This is a genomic window from Arenibacter flavimaris (assembly GCF_030291335.1).
GTDB lineage: Bacteria > Bacteroidota > Bacteroidia > Flavobacteriales > Flavobacteriaceae > Arenibacter.
In genome coordinates this window covers 68,070-85,653 of the sequence record NZ_JASWIM010000001.1, presented here as the reverse complement: position 1 = coordinate 85,653, position 17,584 = coordinate 68,070, and the positions used below count along the sequence as shown (strand labels likewise).

14 protein-coding genes are annotated in these 17,584 nt (G+C 37.6%); 3 read left to right on the top strand and 11 right to left on the bottom strand.

Annotated features, from left to right (window positions below; all coding sequences use genetic code 11):
* Window positions 1-4: 4 nt before the first annotated feature.
* The 9 genes from asnB to QSE00_RS00340 form a co-directional block, all read right to left on the bottom strand.
* The gene (gene asnB, locus QSE00_RS00380) at window positions 5-1,822 is read right to left on the bottom strand and encodes an asparagine synthase (glutamine-hydrolyzing) (protein ID WP_286104462.1); all 1,818 of its coding nucleotides are present in this window, start codon (window positions 1,820-1,822) and stop codon (window positions 5-7) included.
* Window positions 1,823-1,852: 30 nt separating this feature from the next.
* Complete coding sequence (rfbD, locus tag QSE00_RS00375; RefSeq protein WP_286104461.1) at window positions 1,853-2,734, bottom strand: dTDP-4-dehydrorhamnose reductase; 882 nt, start codon at window positions 2,732-2,734, stop codon at window positions 1,853-1,855.
* Window positions 2,734-3,279 carry a dTDP-4-dehydrorhamnose 3,5-epimerase gene (gene rfbC / locus QSE00_RS00370; protein ID WP_286104460.1) on the bottom strand — a complete coding sequence of 182 codons (546 nt, stop codon included), beginning with the start codon at window positions 3,277-3,279 and terminating at the stop codon, window positions 2,734-2,736. Before rfbC ends, rfbD begins: the two co-directional genes overlap by 1 nt.
* The gene (gene rfbA, locus QSE00_RS00365; protein ID WP_286104459.1) at window positions 3,279-4,145 is read right to left on the bottom strand and encodes a glucose-1-phosphate thymidylyltransferase RfbA; all 867 of its coding nucleotides are present in this window, start codon (window positions 4,143-4,145) and stop codon (window positions 3,279-3,281) included. Before rfbA ends, rfbC begins: the two co-directional genes overlap by 1 nt.
* A gap of 10 nt (window positions 4,146-4,155) precedes the next feature.
* Entirely contained in the window at window positions 4,156-5,199 is a 1,044-nt protein-coding gene (gene rfbB, locus QSE00_RS00360; RefSeq protein ID WP_286104457.1) for a dTDP-glucose 4,6-dehydratase, read from the bottom strand.
* A 3-nt stretch (window positions 5,200-5,202) separates the two neighbouring features.
* Window positions 5,203-6,258 carry a hypothetical protein gene (locus QSE00_RS00355; RefSeq protein WP_286104454.1) on the bottom strand — a complete coding sequence of 352 codons (1,056 nt, stop codon included), beginning with the start codon at window positions 6,256-6,258 and terminating at the stop codon, window positions 5,203-5,205.
* A 6-nt stretch (window positions 6,259-6,264) separates the two neighbouring features.
* Window positions 6,265-7,950 (bottom strand): DUF6909 family protein, encoded by a 1,686-nt coding sequence (locus QSE00_RS00350; protein ID WP_286104453.1) that lies wholly within the window; start codon window positions 7,948-7,950, stop codon window positions 6,265-6,267.
* Between the two features lie 145 nt (window positions 7,951-8,095).
* Window positions 8,096-9,607, bottom strand: a complete 1,512-nt coding sequence (locus QSE00_RS00345; protein ID WP_286104452.1) for a GH3 family acyl-acid amido synthetase — start codon at window positions 9,605-9,607, stop codon at window positions 8,096-8,098.
* A gap of 6 nt (window positions 9,608-9,613) precedes the next feature.
* Window positions 9,614-10,483: a M23 family metallopeptidase gene (locus QSE00_RS00340; protein ID WP_110356226.1), complete on the bottom strand. Its 870-nt coding sequence runs from the start codon at window positions 10,481-10,483 to the stop codon at window positions 9,614-9,616.
* 198 nt (window positions 10,484-10,681) lie between these two features.
* Between QSE00_RS00340 and QSE00_RS00335 the strand changes: the two genes are divergently transcribed.
* From QSE00_RS00335 to QSE00_RS25140, 3 genes are all read left to right on the top strand, one after another.
* Window positions 10,682-10,867: a twin-arginine translocase TatA/TatE family subunit gene (locus QSE00_RS00335; protein ID WP_110356225.1), complete on the top strand. Its 186-nt coding sequence runs from the start codon at window positions 10,682-10,684 to the stop codon at window positions 10,865-10,867.
* A gap of 572 nt (window positions 10,868-11,439) precedes the next feature.
* Window positions 11,440-14,070: an OmpA family protein gene (locus QSE00_RS00330; protein ID WP_286104450.1), complete on the top strand. Its 2,631-nt coding sequence runs from the start codon at window positions 11,440-11,442 to the stop codon at window positions 14,068-14,070.
* A 299-nt stretch (window positions 14,071-14,369) separates the two neighbouring features.
* A complete protein-coding gene (locus QSE00_RS25140; RefSeq protein ID WP_110356223.1) occupies window positions 14,370-14,666 on the top strand; it encodes a DUF6747 family protein in 297 nt (98 codons plus the stop codon).
* A gap of 220 nt (window positions 14,667-14,886) precedes the next feature.
* Here the strand turns inward: QSE00_RS25140 and QSE00_RS00325 are convergent, their stop codons facing one another.
* Window positions 14,887-15,879 (bottom strand): DUF4837 family protein, encoded by a 993-nt coding sequence (locus QSE00_RS00325; RefSeq protein WP_110356222.1) that lies wholly within the window; start codon window positions 15,877-15,879, stop codon window positions 14,887-14,889.
* A gap of 12 nt (window positions 15,880-15,891) precedes the next feature.
* Window positions 15,892-17,529, bottom strand: a complete 1,638-nt coding sequence (locus QSE00_RS00320) for a lytic transglycosylase domain-containing protein (RefSeq protein ID WP_286104448.1) — start codon at window positions 17,527-17,529, stop codon at window positions 15,892-15,894.
* Window positions 17,530-17,584 lie beyond the last annotated feature (55 nt).

The following is a 17,584-nucleotide window of genomic DNA, read 5'->3' as shown; positions in this document are numbered from 1 at the left end:
TTTATTACCATCTCCAATCTTTTTGGAAATATTGTTTTCTAAATAATTCTATATTGATAAACATCCATAAAATTTGTCCTGCCCTTACTTCGGTTTCACTTTTCAAAATTAAATCGGAGACTACACCTTGTTTCAGCCACGAGCAATTTTGCAGCAGATCATGTGCCATATCCGTTAAATTAGCAAACCATTCGGTTAGGGGAACGGGAAATCCAACCTTTTTTCTAGTGATTATCTCTTTGGGAAGGTACTTATAAGAAACCTCTCTTAGTAGGTATTTAGGTACATCCAATACTTCACTATATTCCTCTGCCGACATTGATTCGGCAGCTTCCATCGCCTGATCATTAACCCACTTTAACTTAAGGGAGAAGGGTATTTGTTTATAGGCAAACTCTATTAATTTGTGATCTAAAAATGGCACCCTTGCTTCAACGGATGTTTGCATAGTTGTCATATCTACCCTCTGAAGTAGTCCTTTTACGTGATAACGGTGAAAGAATCTGAAGATACTCGCTTCTTTGCTATTATTATCAAAATCATTACGAATGGATTTGTCGAACTCTTCTCGATAGTCAAGTGGAGTATTTATTAGTTGATCTCTCATTTCCCGAGGTACATAATCATATTTTTTTATGAAATAATCATAGAAATGTTCCTCTCTCCCTTCATTTTCATAATCAAAGGGTGCACGGAAAATCCTACCATACCCTCCCATGAGTTCATCAGCACCTTCACCTGAAAGAACCACAGTGATCTTCTCTTTTAGCTTTGATGACATAATTGCCAAAGGGATTTCATTAGGAACACCTAATGGAGCATCTTTGTAGGATATGAGCCTTTCCCAGTTGGCAAGATAATCCTCCTTGTGCATCAATATTTCATGATGGGCTGTTTTATATTGGTCTGCAATCTTCTTCGCATACTCAAATTCATTGAGTTCTTCAAATCCAATGGTGTAAGTATTAATTTGATCCTTTTTAGAAATAGCGGTGATTGCAGTAATAAGACTTGAATCCACACCACCACTTAAATATGTACCTAAAGGCACATCTGCAATCAACCGATATTCTATTGCCTTTTTTATTTCTTCTTCGAATTGATTCTTTATCTCTTTTTCATTATAGACATTAGAATTATTAAAAGTTTTCGGTATATCCCAATAGACAGTTTCTTTCACGGATAAATCATTCCCATATGTTTGATAGGATCCCGGCTGAACTTGCATTATATCTTGAAAAAAAGTATAAGGTGCTCTTATGTAGCGATTTGCTAAGTACTCGTCTACAGCCTGTTCATTGAATTTTGCATCAACCAATCCACTGGATAAAATCGCTTTGTTTTCAGAGGCAAAAACCAATTGTGTTCCATTATTGAAATAATACAATGGTTTGATACCTAATCGATCCCTGACCAAATGAAGTTCATGGGTTGCGGAATTGAAAAGAGCAAAGGCAAACATCCCATTGGCTTTTTCCAAGAACCAATCTATTCCTTTTTCTTGTACTGCAGCCAAAATTACCTCGGTATCCGAATCAGTAACAAATTGATAATGAAGTTCTTTTTTAATTTCCTTGAAATTATATATCTCACCATTGTACACTATGTGCCATTTTTGGTTAGATGAAGTCATTGGTTGATTTGCAACCTCTCTAAGGTCGATAATACTTAATCTTCTATGGCCCAACGCAACCTTATTTTCAAGTGAATATGTCGCCCCGGAATCCGGTCCCCTATGAGTGATAGAGGAATTCATTCTTTCAATGCGCTCTTTTATATTATCTATTGTGTTAGTTGAATAAATTCCTGTTATTCCGCACATGAATATTTATTTTATAATTGTTTTTATCTTTCAATTGGTCTCAATAGTCTTAATACAATTTCGTAAACTATTTTTCCAATTTGGAATTTCAATTTTGAATGTATCCTTTATTTTTGACTTGTCTAATACGCTACAACTTGGCCGCTTTGCAGGGGCGGGATATTCTTCTGTTTTTAGGGGTAGAAGTTTAATGGATATATTACTTACCTTAAAAATTTCACTGGCAAAATCCCACCAACTTATTGCTCCGTCATGGCTATAATGATATAGTCCGTAATTGGTTGAATTTGAGTTAATTATACTCATTATTGCATTAGCCAAATCCCCTCCATAAGTAGGTGACCCTTTCTGATCATTTACTACATTGATCTGTTCTCTTTCAGATCCCAATCTCAACATGGTTTTCACAAAATTATGTCCATATTGCGAATATACCCAAGAAGTACGTATAATAAAATGTTTATTTACTATTTGCTGTACGTATTGTTCCCCTTTTAATTTGGATAATCCGTATATATTAATAGGGTTGGGAATGTCTTCCTCGACATAGGGTGTTGTCTTGGAACCATCAAATACAAAATCCGTTGAAATATGTATTAAAATGGAATTCTGGGTCTTGCAGGCCTCTGCCAAATACTTTACCGCTTCTGCATTCACCAAAAAAGCGTTTTCTCGGTCTGTTTCTGCCTTGTCCACTGCGGTATATGCGGCACAATTAATACAGTAGTCGAATTCTTCCTCGGCAAATAGAATATTTATCTGCTCCTGGTTGGTGACATCCAGCTCCTTGGAAGTTTTAAAATGGAAATCATAGCTCGGGAGGGTTTTTGATACGTCCTGCAGACATCGTCCCAATTGTCCATTGGCCCCTGTGATTAATAGTTTTAATTTTTTTGGTATAACTTCCTCCATTATAAAAGTGCGTTTTCCAAAACGGGAAGTTCCAAATCTTTTTCGGACACTTTAATTTCATCAACTGCCAACTGCCAATCTATATTCAGGCTTGGATCATTATAAATAATTCCTCCTTCCGAGGCTTTGTTGTAAAAATTATCACATTTATAAAAGAACTCGGCTGTTTCACTTAGAACTGAAAATCCATGTCCAAATCCTCTTGGGATAAAGAGTTGTTTTTTATTTTCGGCAGATAATTCCACGGCCACATGCTGTCCGAAAGTAGGAGAGTCCTGCCTAAGGTCTACGGCAACATCCAATACTTTTCCACTAAGGACACGTACCAATTTGGCCTGGGCGTATTTTCCAGTCTGATAATGTATGGCCCTAATTACTCCCTTGGAGGAATAGGACTGGTTATCCTGAACAAAGTCCATTTTTTGACCAATGGCCTGGTTAAAATTATTGGCATTAAAACTTTCAAAAAAATATCCTCTATCATCTTTAAATACCGCTGGTTCCAAAATAAAACAGCCTTGTAACTTGGTTTCTGTAACTTTCATTAATCCTTGTTCAATATTCCCAATAAATTTGTACCGTAACCACTTTTCATAAGAGGTTCTGCAAGAGCCTTAAACTGTTCCTTAGAAATATAGCCCATCTCAAAGGCCGCACCCTCAATAGCTCCAATTTTAAGACCCTGGCGCTCTTCAATGACCTCCACAAACTGGCTGGCTTGCATCAGGGATGCAAAGGTTCCGGTATCTAACCACGCAGTTCCCCTATCCAAAATACTTACATTTAATTTATTGCGTTTTAAGTATTCTTTATTTACATCGGTGATTTCGATCTCTCCTCTATGACTAGGGGCAATATTTTTAGCAATCTCTACCACATCATTGTCATAAAAATAAATTCCGGGTACAGCGTAGTTGGATTTAGGGTTTTCCGGTTTTTCCTCTATACTTATGGCTTTTCCTTCCTTATTGAATTCGACCACACCATAACGTTCTGGATCATGGACACGGTAGGCATAAATAATTCCACCTTCAGGATCGTTATTGGCCTGTAGTAATTTAGCCAAACCGGAGCCGTAGAAAATATTATCTCCCAATATAAGCGCTACTTTTTCTTTTCCAATAAATTGTTCTCCAATAATAAAGGCTTCTGCCAGGCCATTGGGTTCGGCTTGTACCGCATATTCAAAGCTGCATCCGTATTTCTTGCCGTCTCCTAAAAGCTCCTTAAATAATGGGAGGTCCTTGGGAGTTGAAATGATCAATATTTCCCTTATACCCGCATACATTAAGGTAGATAGAGGGTAATAGATCATTGGCTTATCATATATTGGCATTAGTTGTTTGCTTACCGATAAGGTAAGAGGGTGTAAGCGTGTTCCCGATCCTCCTGCGAGTATAATTCCTTTCATGCTTTATTTTTTACTGGTATTGCTTTTTATAATAGGTTTGATAGGACCCCGAAGTAACACTGGTGAGCCATTCTTCATTGGCCAAATACCAATCAATGGTTTTGGCCAATCCTTCTTCAAAGGTAACGGAAGGCTCCCATCCTAATTCCTTGTTTATTTTAGAAGCATCTATGGCATAGCGTAGGTCGTGTCCAGGTCTATCTTTAACATAAGTAATCAATTTTTCACTATTCCCGGAAGGCCTTCCCAGCCTTTGGTCCATTTGTTTGCAGAGCAATTTCACCAAATCAATATTTTTCCATTCATTAAAACCACCAATATTGTAGGTTTCGGCATTTTTTCCTTTGTGGAATAAAAGATCTATTGCCCTGGCATGGTCCTCAACATATAACCAATCCCTGGTATAATTTCCGTCTCCATACACAGGTAAAGGATTGTTTTGGATGATGTTATTAATAAATAAGGGAATTAGTTTTTCCGGAAAATGGTTTGGACCGTAATTGTTGGAACAATTACTAATTACATAGGGCAAGCCATAGGTCTCCCCATAAGCCCTAACAAAATGATCGGAACTGGCCTTGGAGGCCGAATAGGGAGAATTAGGGTCATAGGCCGTCGTTTCTGTAAACAATCCTGTTTTCCCTAAAGATCCGTAAACTTCATCTGTGCTAACGTGGTAAAAGCGTTTATCAGCAAAATTATCCTTCCAAATAGATTTGAAGGAGTTCAAGAGATTTACGGTGCCAATTACATTGGTTTTTACAAACGATAGGGGGTCGGTTATTGACCTATCTACATGTGATTCCGCCGCAAGGTGAATTACGCCATCAAACATGTTGTTTTTAAAAAGGGCATCGATAAAATTGGCGTCTGTAATATCGCCTTTAATAAAACTGTAATTGGAATTGGATTCTATATCCTTTAAATTCTCTAGATTTCCGGCGTAAGTAAGTGCATCCAAATTATAAATATGATACTTTGGATATGACCTTACCAACCTTCTAATTACATGAGATCCAATAAACCCAGCCCCACCTGTAACTAATATTTTCATAGATTATTCCTGTTTATATTTTTTTAAATAAGTGTTTAAGTCCAGTATACTTAACATTAGCAGGGCAATCCCAATAAATCCAAGTGGAATCCAAAACTTATAGCTATTAAAAACACCCTTGATTTCCACCCCTCTTCTTGGGAATGCTGAAATTACATTGAGAATACTTGATTTATTGGCCCTTTCTTCGTTTAATAGAACAAGGTTTTGTTTCAGTTTGTCAACTTGGTTGATCAAGGCCAATTCTTTGTTTTCCTGGCTGCCATTTTCACCTAAACTAATGTTGGTGCCTTGTAGGGGTTTGTCAGCTTCTTTTTCCATTACCCTTTTGTATAGCCGCTGTAGGGAATCTACTTCCATCAATTGTTTTTTATACAAACTATCCTGTAGGCTTATGTTTTTATCACTTATGCTTTGTTGCAACTGAAAATACTCGTTTCTGGAAATAGATTTAATAATGGAGGGCTGAATCTTTTTTGCGACTGTATTATTTGTCGCAGTTACGGAAATGGTATGGAATCTGGCATCCATGGAGTTGAAGTTTTTCAAATAGTTCTCCATATCAATGGCCTTTTTGGTGGTCGAGTCCAAACTACGTACAAACTTATCGAACAATTGTACCTTTTGGTTTTCATCCGAATAGGACTCCACAACAAACTTTTTTAGTTTTGCCGCCTCTTTTACGGTTACATCCAAGGCTTCTGCCAAAGCTATTGAGTCTTCTGCCTCGGCCAACTCATTATAAAAATTTACATTGTTGTACAACTGTTGTACACTATTGAAATTTGGTTCAACAACCATGGTGGAGATATATTTTGGTTCTTTAACCATATCCAAGTAGATTCCTAAGGCTAAACCTACCACAGCAGCAATTGCAAATTTTATAAAATGCTTTTGTAAAAAGAGCAGGAAGAGGATAACCGCATGAAATATTCCTTTGAATATATTTCCTATAAATAGGAAAAATTTTCTGAATCCGTTTCCAATTACTTGAAACAGTTGACCTAAATCTACTTCTTCGGAGGATGAATGGTTAGGAGTTGGTTGCTGAGTGGCCATATTGATTTAAGAATTAAATATTTGTGTTAGTATTTTGTCAGTGATCAAATAGGTAGGTTTCACCCCTGTGGTACCCAAACCACCCGAAGCAAGGGTACTACCGGTTTCCAATGGATTGTCGGAAGCGTAATACGCATAGCGGACTTTAACATCTTCCCGTATACTTTTTCTAATTTTGGAAGCGGATTGTATGGCTTTCTGATAATGCACTCCCTCCATTTCCAAGCCAATTACGTTCCAAGTGGATTCATGGAAAAATTTCAGGATATCCCTATTCTGCAAAGAAGTTCCCAAAACTGTTACCATCGCTCCTTGAACCACTTTGAGTCCGTTACCTTCAAAATCTTCCTTGCTCAATTCATTTTCGAAGGGATAATTGTCTGCCGTTCCCTCAAAAATATGGGCATCCGGGATCATAATATCTCCCTTTCCACCTTCCAGAATTCCTGCTTTTCCCATAATGGTAATAGAGGCTACATTTAAAAATACCTCTTGGTTTTTTTTGATTTTATAAGGTTTCAGCAATTCATCAATGGTTTCATAAGCCTGCTCCCCAAAGGCGTAATCCATTACAAATATAACAGGTTTTTCATTTTCTGGACAATTTGCCGGCAATTCATAACAACAGGCGTCTTTCCCCAATTTGGCCATGTCAAAAATTTGTACATCTATATTGGTGCCGGAAACATCGTCAATGGTGATCATCCCGTTCTTTTCGGCTTGGGTAATTACCTTTTCCCTTAAATGGGAATTTTTAGGGATGCTTAGGGCCTCATATATCTCCAATTTTGTTTTGCCTACGAAGGTTTTGGACAATGCTTTTTTGGCAAATAAAGAATTCATTACACTGTGCATGTTGGCACTAATAATGTGAATGGGACGTTCCATAAGTCCGTTTTCCTTTAAAACCCCTTTAATCCTATTGGCCCAGCGCTCTCCATGAATGTGATGCCCCAAACGCTCCCGTAACATGGGACTAAAGGTAATAGCCCTTTTGTTCCCTGTGGTTTCTTCCTCAATGGCCAGTTTTCCCAACCAATAAATGATTTTTAAAAAGCGTTCAGGATCGGAGGTCGTTGAAAGTTTTTTGTGAATTGCCATTACTTCTATGAAGGATCTTCCCAAAATATTGGCTGTATGTATCAAAGCTACCTCCCTTTCCCTTTGGCTAAGCTCTTCTTTATTGGCTGCCTGTTCCAATTTAACCCAGTCCCTAATAGTTTTATCCGTATCTTCTATAAGGATCTTTTTGCTAAGTTTCTCGGATTCGATGAACAAAAAAGTAAGATGGGTTAGAATATCGTAGATATCCGATCTGCCCCGTGTTATTTCAATGTTCATTTGTTCTTCGTCTATCCTGTAACAGTTTCTTCGTCTTTTAGGGGGGATAATCGGTTTAAATTGGGAACCTGCATAGCCTTCATCGGAAGTAAGGTTTATAAACCGGCATTGTTCTATACCTTCCGGCAATCTTTCCAAAACATACATAAGGCCATTAAGTTCGGCTTTTTCCTCCGCAATGGAACCGTATATTTCCGGGCGTAATTGTAAAAGCGATTGTCTTAGGGTTGCTCCGGAAACACCTGATGGCTTGTAAAATCCACGGTTAAAAAGATGCCGCATTGTTATATACAAGCGCTCAATGGCATTGGTGGAATCTTGTGCCCTAGTCGTGTTAACCGATTTGCTCATAAGCAGATTTCGTGCAAAACTACAATTTAAATTGTTTATTTCATTTCCCGAGAAGGTTTTCTCAGCTTTCTTATTCGCATCAAAATTATAAATTTAGACTTTTAAGGAATCAATAATTGTAAAAACTGAAAAATAATGGGGGGTTTTATTGTGATTTATTCAATGTTGACCAACTCTTTAAGGCATCGGCTACTTTTCTATCATTGGATAAACGCTGCACTTTATTCTGACCTCCCAACTTTCCAATAGATTTCATATATTCTTGAAACCCATCTTTTTTTATTTGTGTAACCTTTAATGTCTGCAATATTTTTCCTTCTATGAGGTCAAAGTAATAACTATTTTGCTTCTGTAAGGAATTATCCAGTAGGTCTATAAATTTTTTTATGTCGGAAGGGGGGTGTTCAAATTCGATCAGCCATTCGTGATATGGCAGTTCTTTCTCCTCAGGATTAATTTGGGGCGCTACGGTAAATTCGTTTATGCTGGCATCTGTGCCTTCGATGGCTTGTTTCATGGCTTCTTCCACTTCCTTACCTATAACATGTTCCCCAAAGGCTGAAATAAAATGTTTAATTCTGCCCGAAACAATGATTTTATAAGGTTTCAAAGAAATAAACTGAATGGTATCCCCGAGGTTGTAACCCCATAATCCGGCATTGGTAGATATTATCATGACGTAATTAATACCTACTTCCACATCTTTTAGCGTTATACGCTGGGGCTTTTCAACAAAGAATTCATCGGCCTTCACAAACTCATAAAATATTCCCGAATTTAATAAGAGGAGCATCCCTTTTTCTTTTTGTGAATTTTGGTAGGCAAAAAACCCCTCACTGGCCGGGAAGAGTTCAATACTATCTATTCTACGTCCGATGAGGTTTTCAAACTTTGCGCGATATGGCTCATAGTTGACCCCACCATAGATGAAGAGTTGAAAGTTTTTGAAAAGGTCGCCAATTTTTAAATGGGTCTTAGCGTTTAATTTTTCAAAATACATTTGAACCCAGGAAGGTATGCCTGCAATTACGGTCATGTTCTCTTGTACCGTTTCCTCTACAATTCTATTCACCTTGGTGTCCCAGTCTTCCAAACAATTGGTTTCCCAACTTGGCAATCTGTTTTTTTGGAGATAATTGGGTACATAGTGGGCAGATATTCCTGATAATCGACCAATCTTAATGCCATTTTTTTCTTTCATTTCAGGACTGCCTTGGAGAAAAATCATTTTTCCATTTACAAAATCGGCATTACCCGTTTCATGAATATAATTTAAGATGGCGTTACGCGATGCTTCCACTTGGTATTTAATGGATTCGTGGGTAATCGGGATGTATTTAACTCCGGACGTGGTTCCTGAGGTTTTAGCAAAATAGGCAGGTTTTCCGGGCCATAATACGTCTCTCTGGCCGGCAACCACCTTTTCCACATATCCCTTTAATTCTTCATAGTCCCTAATGGGAACGTTGGCTACAAAGTGTGAATGGGTTTTGATCTCTGAAAAATGGTGATCCTTACCGAAGTCGGTATGTTGGGCACGGGATATCAAAGATTGGAACACCACTTCTTGGGTTTGAATTGGATTATTAACCCATTTGGCAGTTTTTTTCGCAATATTCTTAGCGAATATTTTTGCTGCAAATGATTTTAAACTCATCTGGAATTATTTAAAATCTATAAAATTTAAGGGGTCAATCGGGCTGCCATTGCTCCACAGCTCAAAGTGAAGATGTGGTCCTGTGGTCAATTCCCCTGTATTTCCTACCGAGGCAATTACCTCCCCCGATAGTACCACATCGCCCTGCCCTTTGTTCAAAGATCCATTGTGCTTGTAAACACTTAATAGTCCATCCATGTGTTCCAAGATTATTACATAACCAGTTTCAGCTGTCCATTCCGCAAAAATTACGGTGCCGTTGGCAACTGCCTTTATTGGACTGCCCATTGGGGCAACCACATCTACGGCAAAATGCTTATTTTCGGTATTAAAATCTTGGGAAATAATTCCGGCAAGGGGAGAAAAAAGTACTTGTCCGGGACTATTTATGTTTCTTTCGAACAAATTGTATTTATCCTCCAAGGCTACCTGTGCTCTCAGAAGGGAATCTTCCTTGATCGGGGTTAAATCGATGGTAGAAGGGTCCAGTTTGTATTGGTCAAATAGAGAATCCCTATTAATTTCATTATTCTCAATATCCCCCCGCAGCACCTTTCTTATGTTTTCCAAATACCTATTGGTATAATTTAGTGTGGCAACCAAGGAATCCGTTCTGTAGGTAAGTTCGGTTGCCTGTCGCTTTAATTTAGTGGAAGAGTATCCTGGAATATATTCGCGTAATGGTGTAAAGGCTATTAATAATATGGTGAATCCTATCAATCCAATAATAAACAGGGAACCGGTTACAAAAACGTTCATTCTGCTTAGTTTAAATGAAATTTTTTCCTCAAAGGTACTTTCATTCAAAATCACCAAACGATACTTGTGTAGGAGTTTCTGCTTAATTTCCTTTCTTTTCTTTACCTTTTTGGCCATAATGAACAAAGATAAGGTTAGTATTTAACTTTAATTCCTTTATTGGGAAAATTGATTTTCCACATTGATTTCAATGCAAAAGTATCTATAAGTACATTATATTCTAATTTAGAATAATTAAAATATATTATCGACGTTAAAATTAACAGCATTCTAACATCTTTTTTAGTACATTTGTTGTTCTTAAATTATTATACCATGATAACTTTAAATACATTTTTAGCCATTGGGCCTATGCAAATTGCCTTGGTTGTGGCCATCGTCCTACTATTGTTTGGAGGAAAAAAAATTCCAGAATTGATGCGTGGATTGGGAAGCGGCATTAAAGAATTTAAAGATGCTTCCAAGGAAGACGACAAATTGGAAGAGAAAAAGGAAAATTAGATTTTATCTGAAATATTTACAAAGAACATCTGCCGTTGGGTAGGTGTTTTTTTGTTTTATACCCAATTGAATTGGGCATGTCCTTTAAATAGAGCTGGCTGGAAGAATCATACTGCTGAATCAATATTTGATATGTTTTTACAAAATAGGTCTGATCATCTTTCTTGAAAGGGACATTCCTTTTTCATTTCTACATAAAAACACCTAATACCAATCGGAATTTTAATATAGGGCGTTCTTCACAACAAGGGTGACAGGGCTAATAATCAAATCCTTTACCTTCGGCCATGGGTCAACATTGGATGGAAATGGAATTTATTAAAGATTTTATACTCATTATTCCTATTTGTAAGGCTCTGACTTTTCCACTTAAATCCTTTTAAACAGCCATTACACCATTGAAAACAGAGGATTCACAACAAATAATTTTTTCGCGGCACTAACCGCTTTAGTTTTAGCGTTGGTAATAAAATATAAGGTATCTGTAATTCCCTAGGGTAGTTTACTATGATAATAACATATGCCGTTATTTTTTGAATATTGGATTCCCAAGATTTTTTAATAGAATAAACATGAAACAACTTCTAACAGCCTGCTTGCTCTTTTTTGCTATTAGTGGCAGTGCCCAAGGAATTAGAAATAAGGCTGCCTCCGATATGGATAAGCGGTTTTCCAATATAGATATAAGTACCAATAATAATTTCAATTCCACTAGCGATAGGGTTTCCCCAGAGGTGTTTGGAAAAAGGGCCTCTGCAAACCATATTAAAAGTAGAACGTTTAAAAACATCAAAGGGGCTGACGAAGGTTTTTATATTGTTTCTGGAGTATTCTCCGATGTGGGCAATGCTCAAAAATTAGCAAAGAAATTGAAGGATAAAGGCTTTGAGGCGGGATATATTAGCAATTCCGGCAATGGTCTTAACTATGTATACCTGAGTAGGTATGAAACACTGGATAGTGCTATAGCTGCTTGTAACTCCAAGTTGGATGGTGCTTATACCGATCCATTTTGGTTGATGAACGTGGATAACGGTGGAAAATCCAAAAAAATAGAAATAGACGGACTTGGTACTATTTCAAGTTTACCTTTGCCCAATACCGCATTGGACAAGAATTTGGATCAAGAGGTAAAGGATCATCCCAAAGGGGCCAATGCTCCTGATCAAGATAGGAATTTTGAGCCCAAGGAAAATAAAACCTCGTCCAGGGAGGAATTATCTGTTGAAGAGGTTACTTATGATATGCTGAGCCCCATTGAGGAAGTGGACTTGGCAAGTAATACCAACACCAACTTAAACGCAAATGCGGCACGGCTGATTAAAAAAGCGGATGAATATTTTAATAAAATGTGGTATGCGCAGGCGGCCGAATTATATGAAGAAGCTATAAAAAAGGATGCCAATAATTATTCCTTGGAAATACTTCAAAAGGCAGGGGATGCCCATTACTACAATACCAATATGGCAAAGGCCTATTATTATTACAATATCATTTTTGAAAGATATGAAGAGGAGGTATCACCGGATCAAATTTTCAAATACGCCCATACCTTGAAGGGTACGGGTAAGTATGCCAAATCCAAGAGAATGATGAGACTCTATGACAAAGAGGTTCAAAAAGGCAATGTAGGTTCCAAATTGAATTTAAGCGCAAATCAAAAAGAAACTGTCTTGGACAATATCCTCAATATGGAACTTAAATTTGGACTTAAAAATTTAGCCATAAACACCAAGTATTCGGAATTTTCGCCCATGTTCTACAATGAGGATGAGATTGTATTTGCATCTGCCAAAGACTCCTCCATCTTTAATACCAGACGGTATAAGTGGAATAATCAACCTTATTTGGATCTTTATGTGTCCAAAATAAATAAGGAATCCCAAGACCTCAAGGAGGCCATTAGGTTTTCTAAGAAAATAAATACCAAATATCACGAGGCATCGGTAACGTTTAGCCCGGATAATTCAACTATGTATTTCACTAGAAATAATTATGGTAAAAAATTAAAGAGGGACAAAAATGGGGTTAACCATTTAAAGATATATACTTCCAGGAAAATTGATGGGGAATGGACAGAAGCCGAAGAAGTACCCTTTAACAGTGATGAATATTCTACGGGACATCCTGCATTGGGCCCGGATGGGAAAAAACTGTTTTTCGTTTCAGATATGCCGGGAACCATAGGGGATACTGATATTTTTGTGGTTGATGTCCTAGGTAACGGAAGATACTCTGAGCCCAAGAATTTAGGCCCTGGAATAAATACCGAACAGAAGGAAATGTTTCCTTTTATCAATGATAAAAAGTTGTACTTCGCGTCTAATGGGCATGTAGGACTCGGCGGATTGGATCTTTACGAAGTTGCTTATGACGAGGAAGGATTTAAAGAGGTAAGCAATATGGGCCAGCCCATTAACAGTAATAAGGATGATTTTTCCTATATCGTGAATGAAGAAAGTCAAAAAGGATATTTTGCCTCCAATAGACGTGGGGGTAAAGGGGATGACGATATTTATTCTTTCGAAAGACTGGTGCCTGAAGAAGTGGTAAAGAATGCTATTTCCGGGGTAGTTACCGAAATGATTACCGGCGATATAATGCCTAAGGCCTTGGTTACCCTTTTGGATGAAAATAATATTAAATTAAAGGAAATGGTTACGGAAGATGACGGTTCCTTTGTCTTTGAAGATTTGGATTCCGATACCAAATACACCATTAAAACAACGAGGAGTGAATTCTTTGAAAATGTGGTTACTGCAGAAACGAAGAAAAATGAAGTTGTAAATGTGGATATTACCATGAAAAAGCTAAAGGAGCTCATAGTAATTGAAGATGGTATAAAAAAGCTTAAGACCGATATGATTTTCTTTGATTTTGATAAATCCTATATAAGAAAGGACGCTTCACTGGAATTGGATAAATTGGTTCAAGTGATGAACGAGTACAAGGATATGGTCATTAAGATTGAATCCCATACCGATTCCCGAGGTCCCGATGTCTACAATAAATATCTATCCGATAAAAGAGCCAAGTCAACTAGGGCGTATCTTATTTCCAAGGGTATTTCGGAAGATCGTATTGAAAGTGCCATCGGGTACGGCGAGGAACGTTTGATCAATGAATGTGGGAATGGAGTTCGATGTAGCAGGGAGAAACACGAACTCAATAGGCGTTCCGAATTTATAATAGTAAAGATGTAATTTTAAGACATACCCATAAACAATAGGGTTATAGCCGCCTTTCTTTTTTTGGAACAGGCGGTTTTTTGTGCTTTCAATTTAATGAGAATACTCATTATTATATAGTTCCATTCAAAGATGCCGGTTAAAAATCCGGTTGTCCATTTATTGGATATTTTTGATTTTGGTTGGAGGTTCTTTTGTTGTTCAAGCCACTGAATTTTACAGTCGGCTTTAAGTAGTAAGCTATCTACATATATATTTAGTTGGATTATTTGGGTTATAGAATTGTAGTTGGCTGGGCGTAGCGGCTTTGATTAATGGTTCAATCCACTTTCACAACGTTTAAACGCCCATTTACAACAAAAAAGTCCGATGAAATACCTAATCATAAAATTTTGAGTTATATATATCTAATAACCAACCATTTAACCAAACCAAATATTATGAAAAATGTTCTATTAATCAGAGAAATTTATTTAGAGGCATTTAGAAACTTGGGTCACGCTTTTATAAAATCCTTTTTTAAGGTGATGAGCTGGTTTTGTTTCGCTAGTTTTTTAATTGTACTCTATGCTTTTATTTTCAGAATTACCACGGGTTTTGCCTTTGATTAAAACCAACAAACCAACCAAACCAGAAAACGCCCGTGAGGGCGTTTTTTTGTTGCCTATAAGCCATTTTAATCCCTGTACAGATTAGGACCAAATCGGGAAACTGGGGCCAATGCTGTTTTAATGCGTTTTTATGGCGTTGGTAATACTATTGAACGATAAGTTGAGTTAAAAAAAATAGGGCCCCTAAAAGGGCCCTAAACAATATTTGTTTGCAATATGATTATTTGCTATCCTGGAACTTTACTGTTTTTAAAATAGCCTCGAGCTGAAACATATCGTCCCTTTTTTCCGTAGCAGGGGCAAAAACAAAACCTTCAATGACCACTTTCCTATTATTTTTATCGTCGTTTATGATATATGTCAGAAAAGGTCCCGCCATAGGATATCCGTTAATCTCCCATATTCCCCTAACTTCGGCAGCCTTTCTATCGGCAACTTCCACAGGAAAAACATAAGGGGCAAAAGCTTTCTCGGTCATCATATAGGTTGTTTTTCCGGGTACATCGGGTCCCGGAATATATTGCTTGCCTATAGAATCGCGCATGGCCACAATATCCTTGACAAAGGTGGAATCGTTTTTAAAATAATTATTGGGAATATCATAGGCAATAATATTCATGCTCCCTTTTTGAATTTGTCTATCGATCCAAATAAAATTATTCTCTTGCTTACCAACTTTATAAATAGAGGGTAGGGACAGGGTTATGCCCAACTTGTCGTTCAATACCGTTTCCTTGCTAAGCGATTTTAAGAATCGCTTTTGTGATTCTTGGATTTCCACCTCCTTAAAAGCTGCAATAATCTCATCGGCTTTGGAATCCAAATTGGAAATAATTTCGTCATCCGTACTCCCTTTGATGACTCCAACCTTTTGGGGAGTGGCATAAACATCGGTTTTAATGTGGGCGAGGCTCAATGTGTCCTTGGCAACAAAAAGTACCGAACGGGTTTGTATAATTGTACCGGAGAATACTTTTTGGGGCATTTGATTAATGGTAAATAAGGGCTCTTCCCAGGAAAGGCCCAGAACAGGTGCTGCAAAATGCTGCCTTACCCGGTCACCAACTTTCCCTTCCCATAACTCATTGTCCATAACAACAGCCAAGGAATTTATGGCACCGATGGATTCTGGTAGATACTTCTTTTTTTCTTTTTCTCCACAGGAGACAATGATTAAACAAAGTAATAATACTACTGCGCCAATTTTTTTCATATAGTTATTTATTTACGAAGAACAATCGCACAATTTTAACTTTGTGCCCGGTTTTATGTCATTACCACTAATACCGTTCCATTTTCGCAAATTATCTATACTAATTCCAGGATATTTTTTAGAAATGGTCCAAAGGGAGTCTCCACTTTTAACCGTATGTACCTTGTTTCCTGCCGCAGCCACTGAGTTTGTTGATTTTTTGCTGGTACTTGCCGAACTTATTGATGAAGGAATTTTTCTTGGGTAAATGGTCAATCTTTGGCCTATTCTAAGATTGTTGCTTCGTAGTCCGTTCCAATTTTTGATCTGGCTAACACCAACTCCGTATCTTTCCGCTATCTTTCCCAAGAAATCACCACTGCGAACCTTGTAGGTAATTTGATCTTTCGACTGCACTATTTGTGGTAAGGGCTCTTCCTTGGATTTCAATTGATTCTGTACATGTGCATAAATGGCCTTCTCATTGGCCACAAATTTCCCCAATGCATCCACTGGGAGCCGCAAGGCATAATTTTTCCCCTTTACATACGGTATAACCTTTAGTTTGTATGCAGGATTTAAAAAGAGCAATTCCTCTTCGCTAACATCTACCAATTCCGAAATTTGATTGAAGGTAATAGTGCTCTTCACATGTATGGTATCGGTCTCAAAATATGGACGGTCCGTAACCTGTCTGGTGAATCCATGTTCTTCCGCATATTCAAAAATATACATCGTAGCTAAAAATGCTGGTACATATCCTGCAGTTTCCCTAGGTAGATTTCTTCTTATATTCCAATAATTCTTGTATCCTCCAGATCTCCTAATAGCTTTGTTTACGTTGCCGGGTCCTGAATTATAGGCCGCCAGGGCCAAATCCCAATCATCAAAGATGTCGTGTAGTTTTTTAAGGTACAAACTTGCCGCCTTGGTCGAATTAATGGGGTCGCTACGTTCATCAACATAACTGCTAACATCCAAATCGTACATTTTTCCTGTGCCATACATAAATTGCCATAATCCAGTGGCACCTACCCTGGAGCGGGCCCTCGGATTTAGTGCCGATTCCACAATAGCCAAATATTTAAGTTCCAAGGGTACATTTTGATTGTCCAATTCTTGTTCGAACAAGGGAAAATAAAACTGGCTAATAGTCAACATCCTACTCATCATATCCCTTTTACGGGTAAGAAAGTATCGTATTACATTTTCCAGGGAAGGATTGTATACAATATTAAAGGGTGTCTTTTGATTTAGGATCTCTAATCTGGCCTTTAAAGTATCCGTGTCTACATTATAATGATATACAGAATCTATTTCCAAGGTGGTAATGTCCTGATAAATGGAATCGAATAAAGAGGAGCTGTCGTACAGTTCCTTCATCCATAGACTATCAAATTTAGCGGTTTCTGGACGGTCCTTTAAATCGTATTTTTTTTGGCCTTTTACCAGAAATAACGGATTGTCCTGAATATCATCCTTGGCTTCCATAGTTTCCATCTGCTCTACACCTTCCATATCCATGGCAGTGGTATCCACCGGAATTTCTTGTGTTTTTAGGACATTAAGGCCTTGCTTGGTACTTGGTATTGAATCAAATTCCTGTGCTACACCTGTAGCCAAGAAACCCATAGACAAAACTCCCAATACAATATATTTGGATGTATACATAAGGTTTGTTTTTTTAAGCGGGGCGGACTAAAATCGTGATTTTTTTCTAAACTTT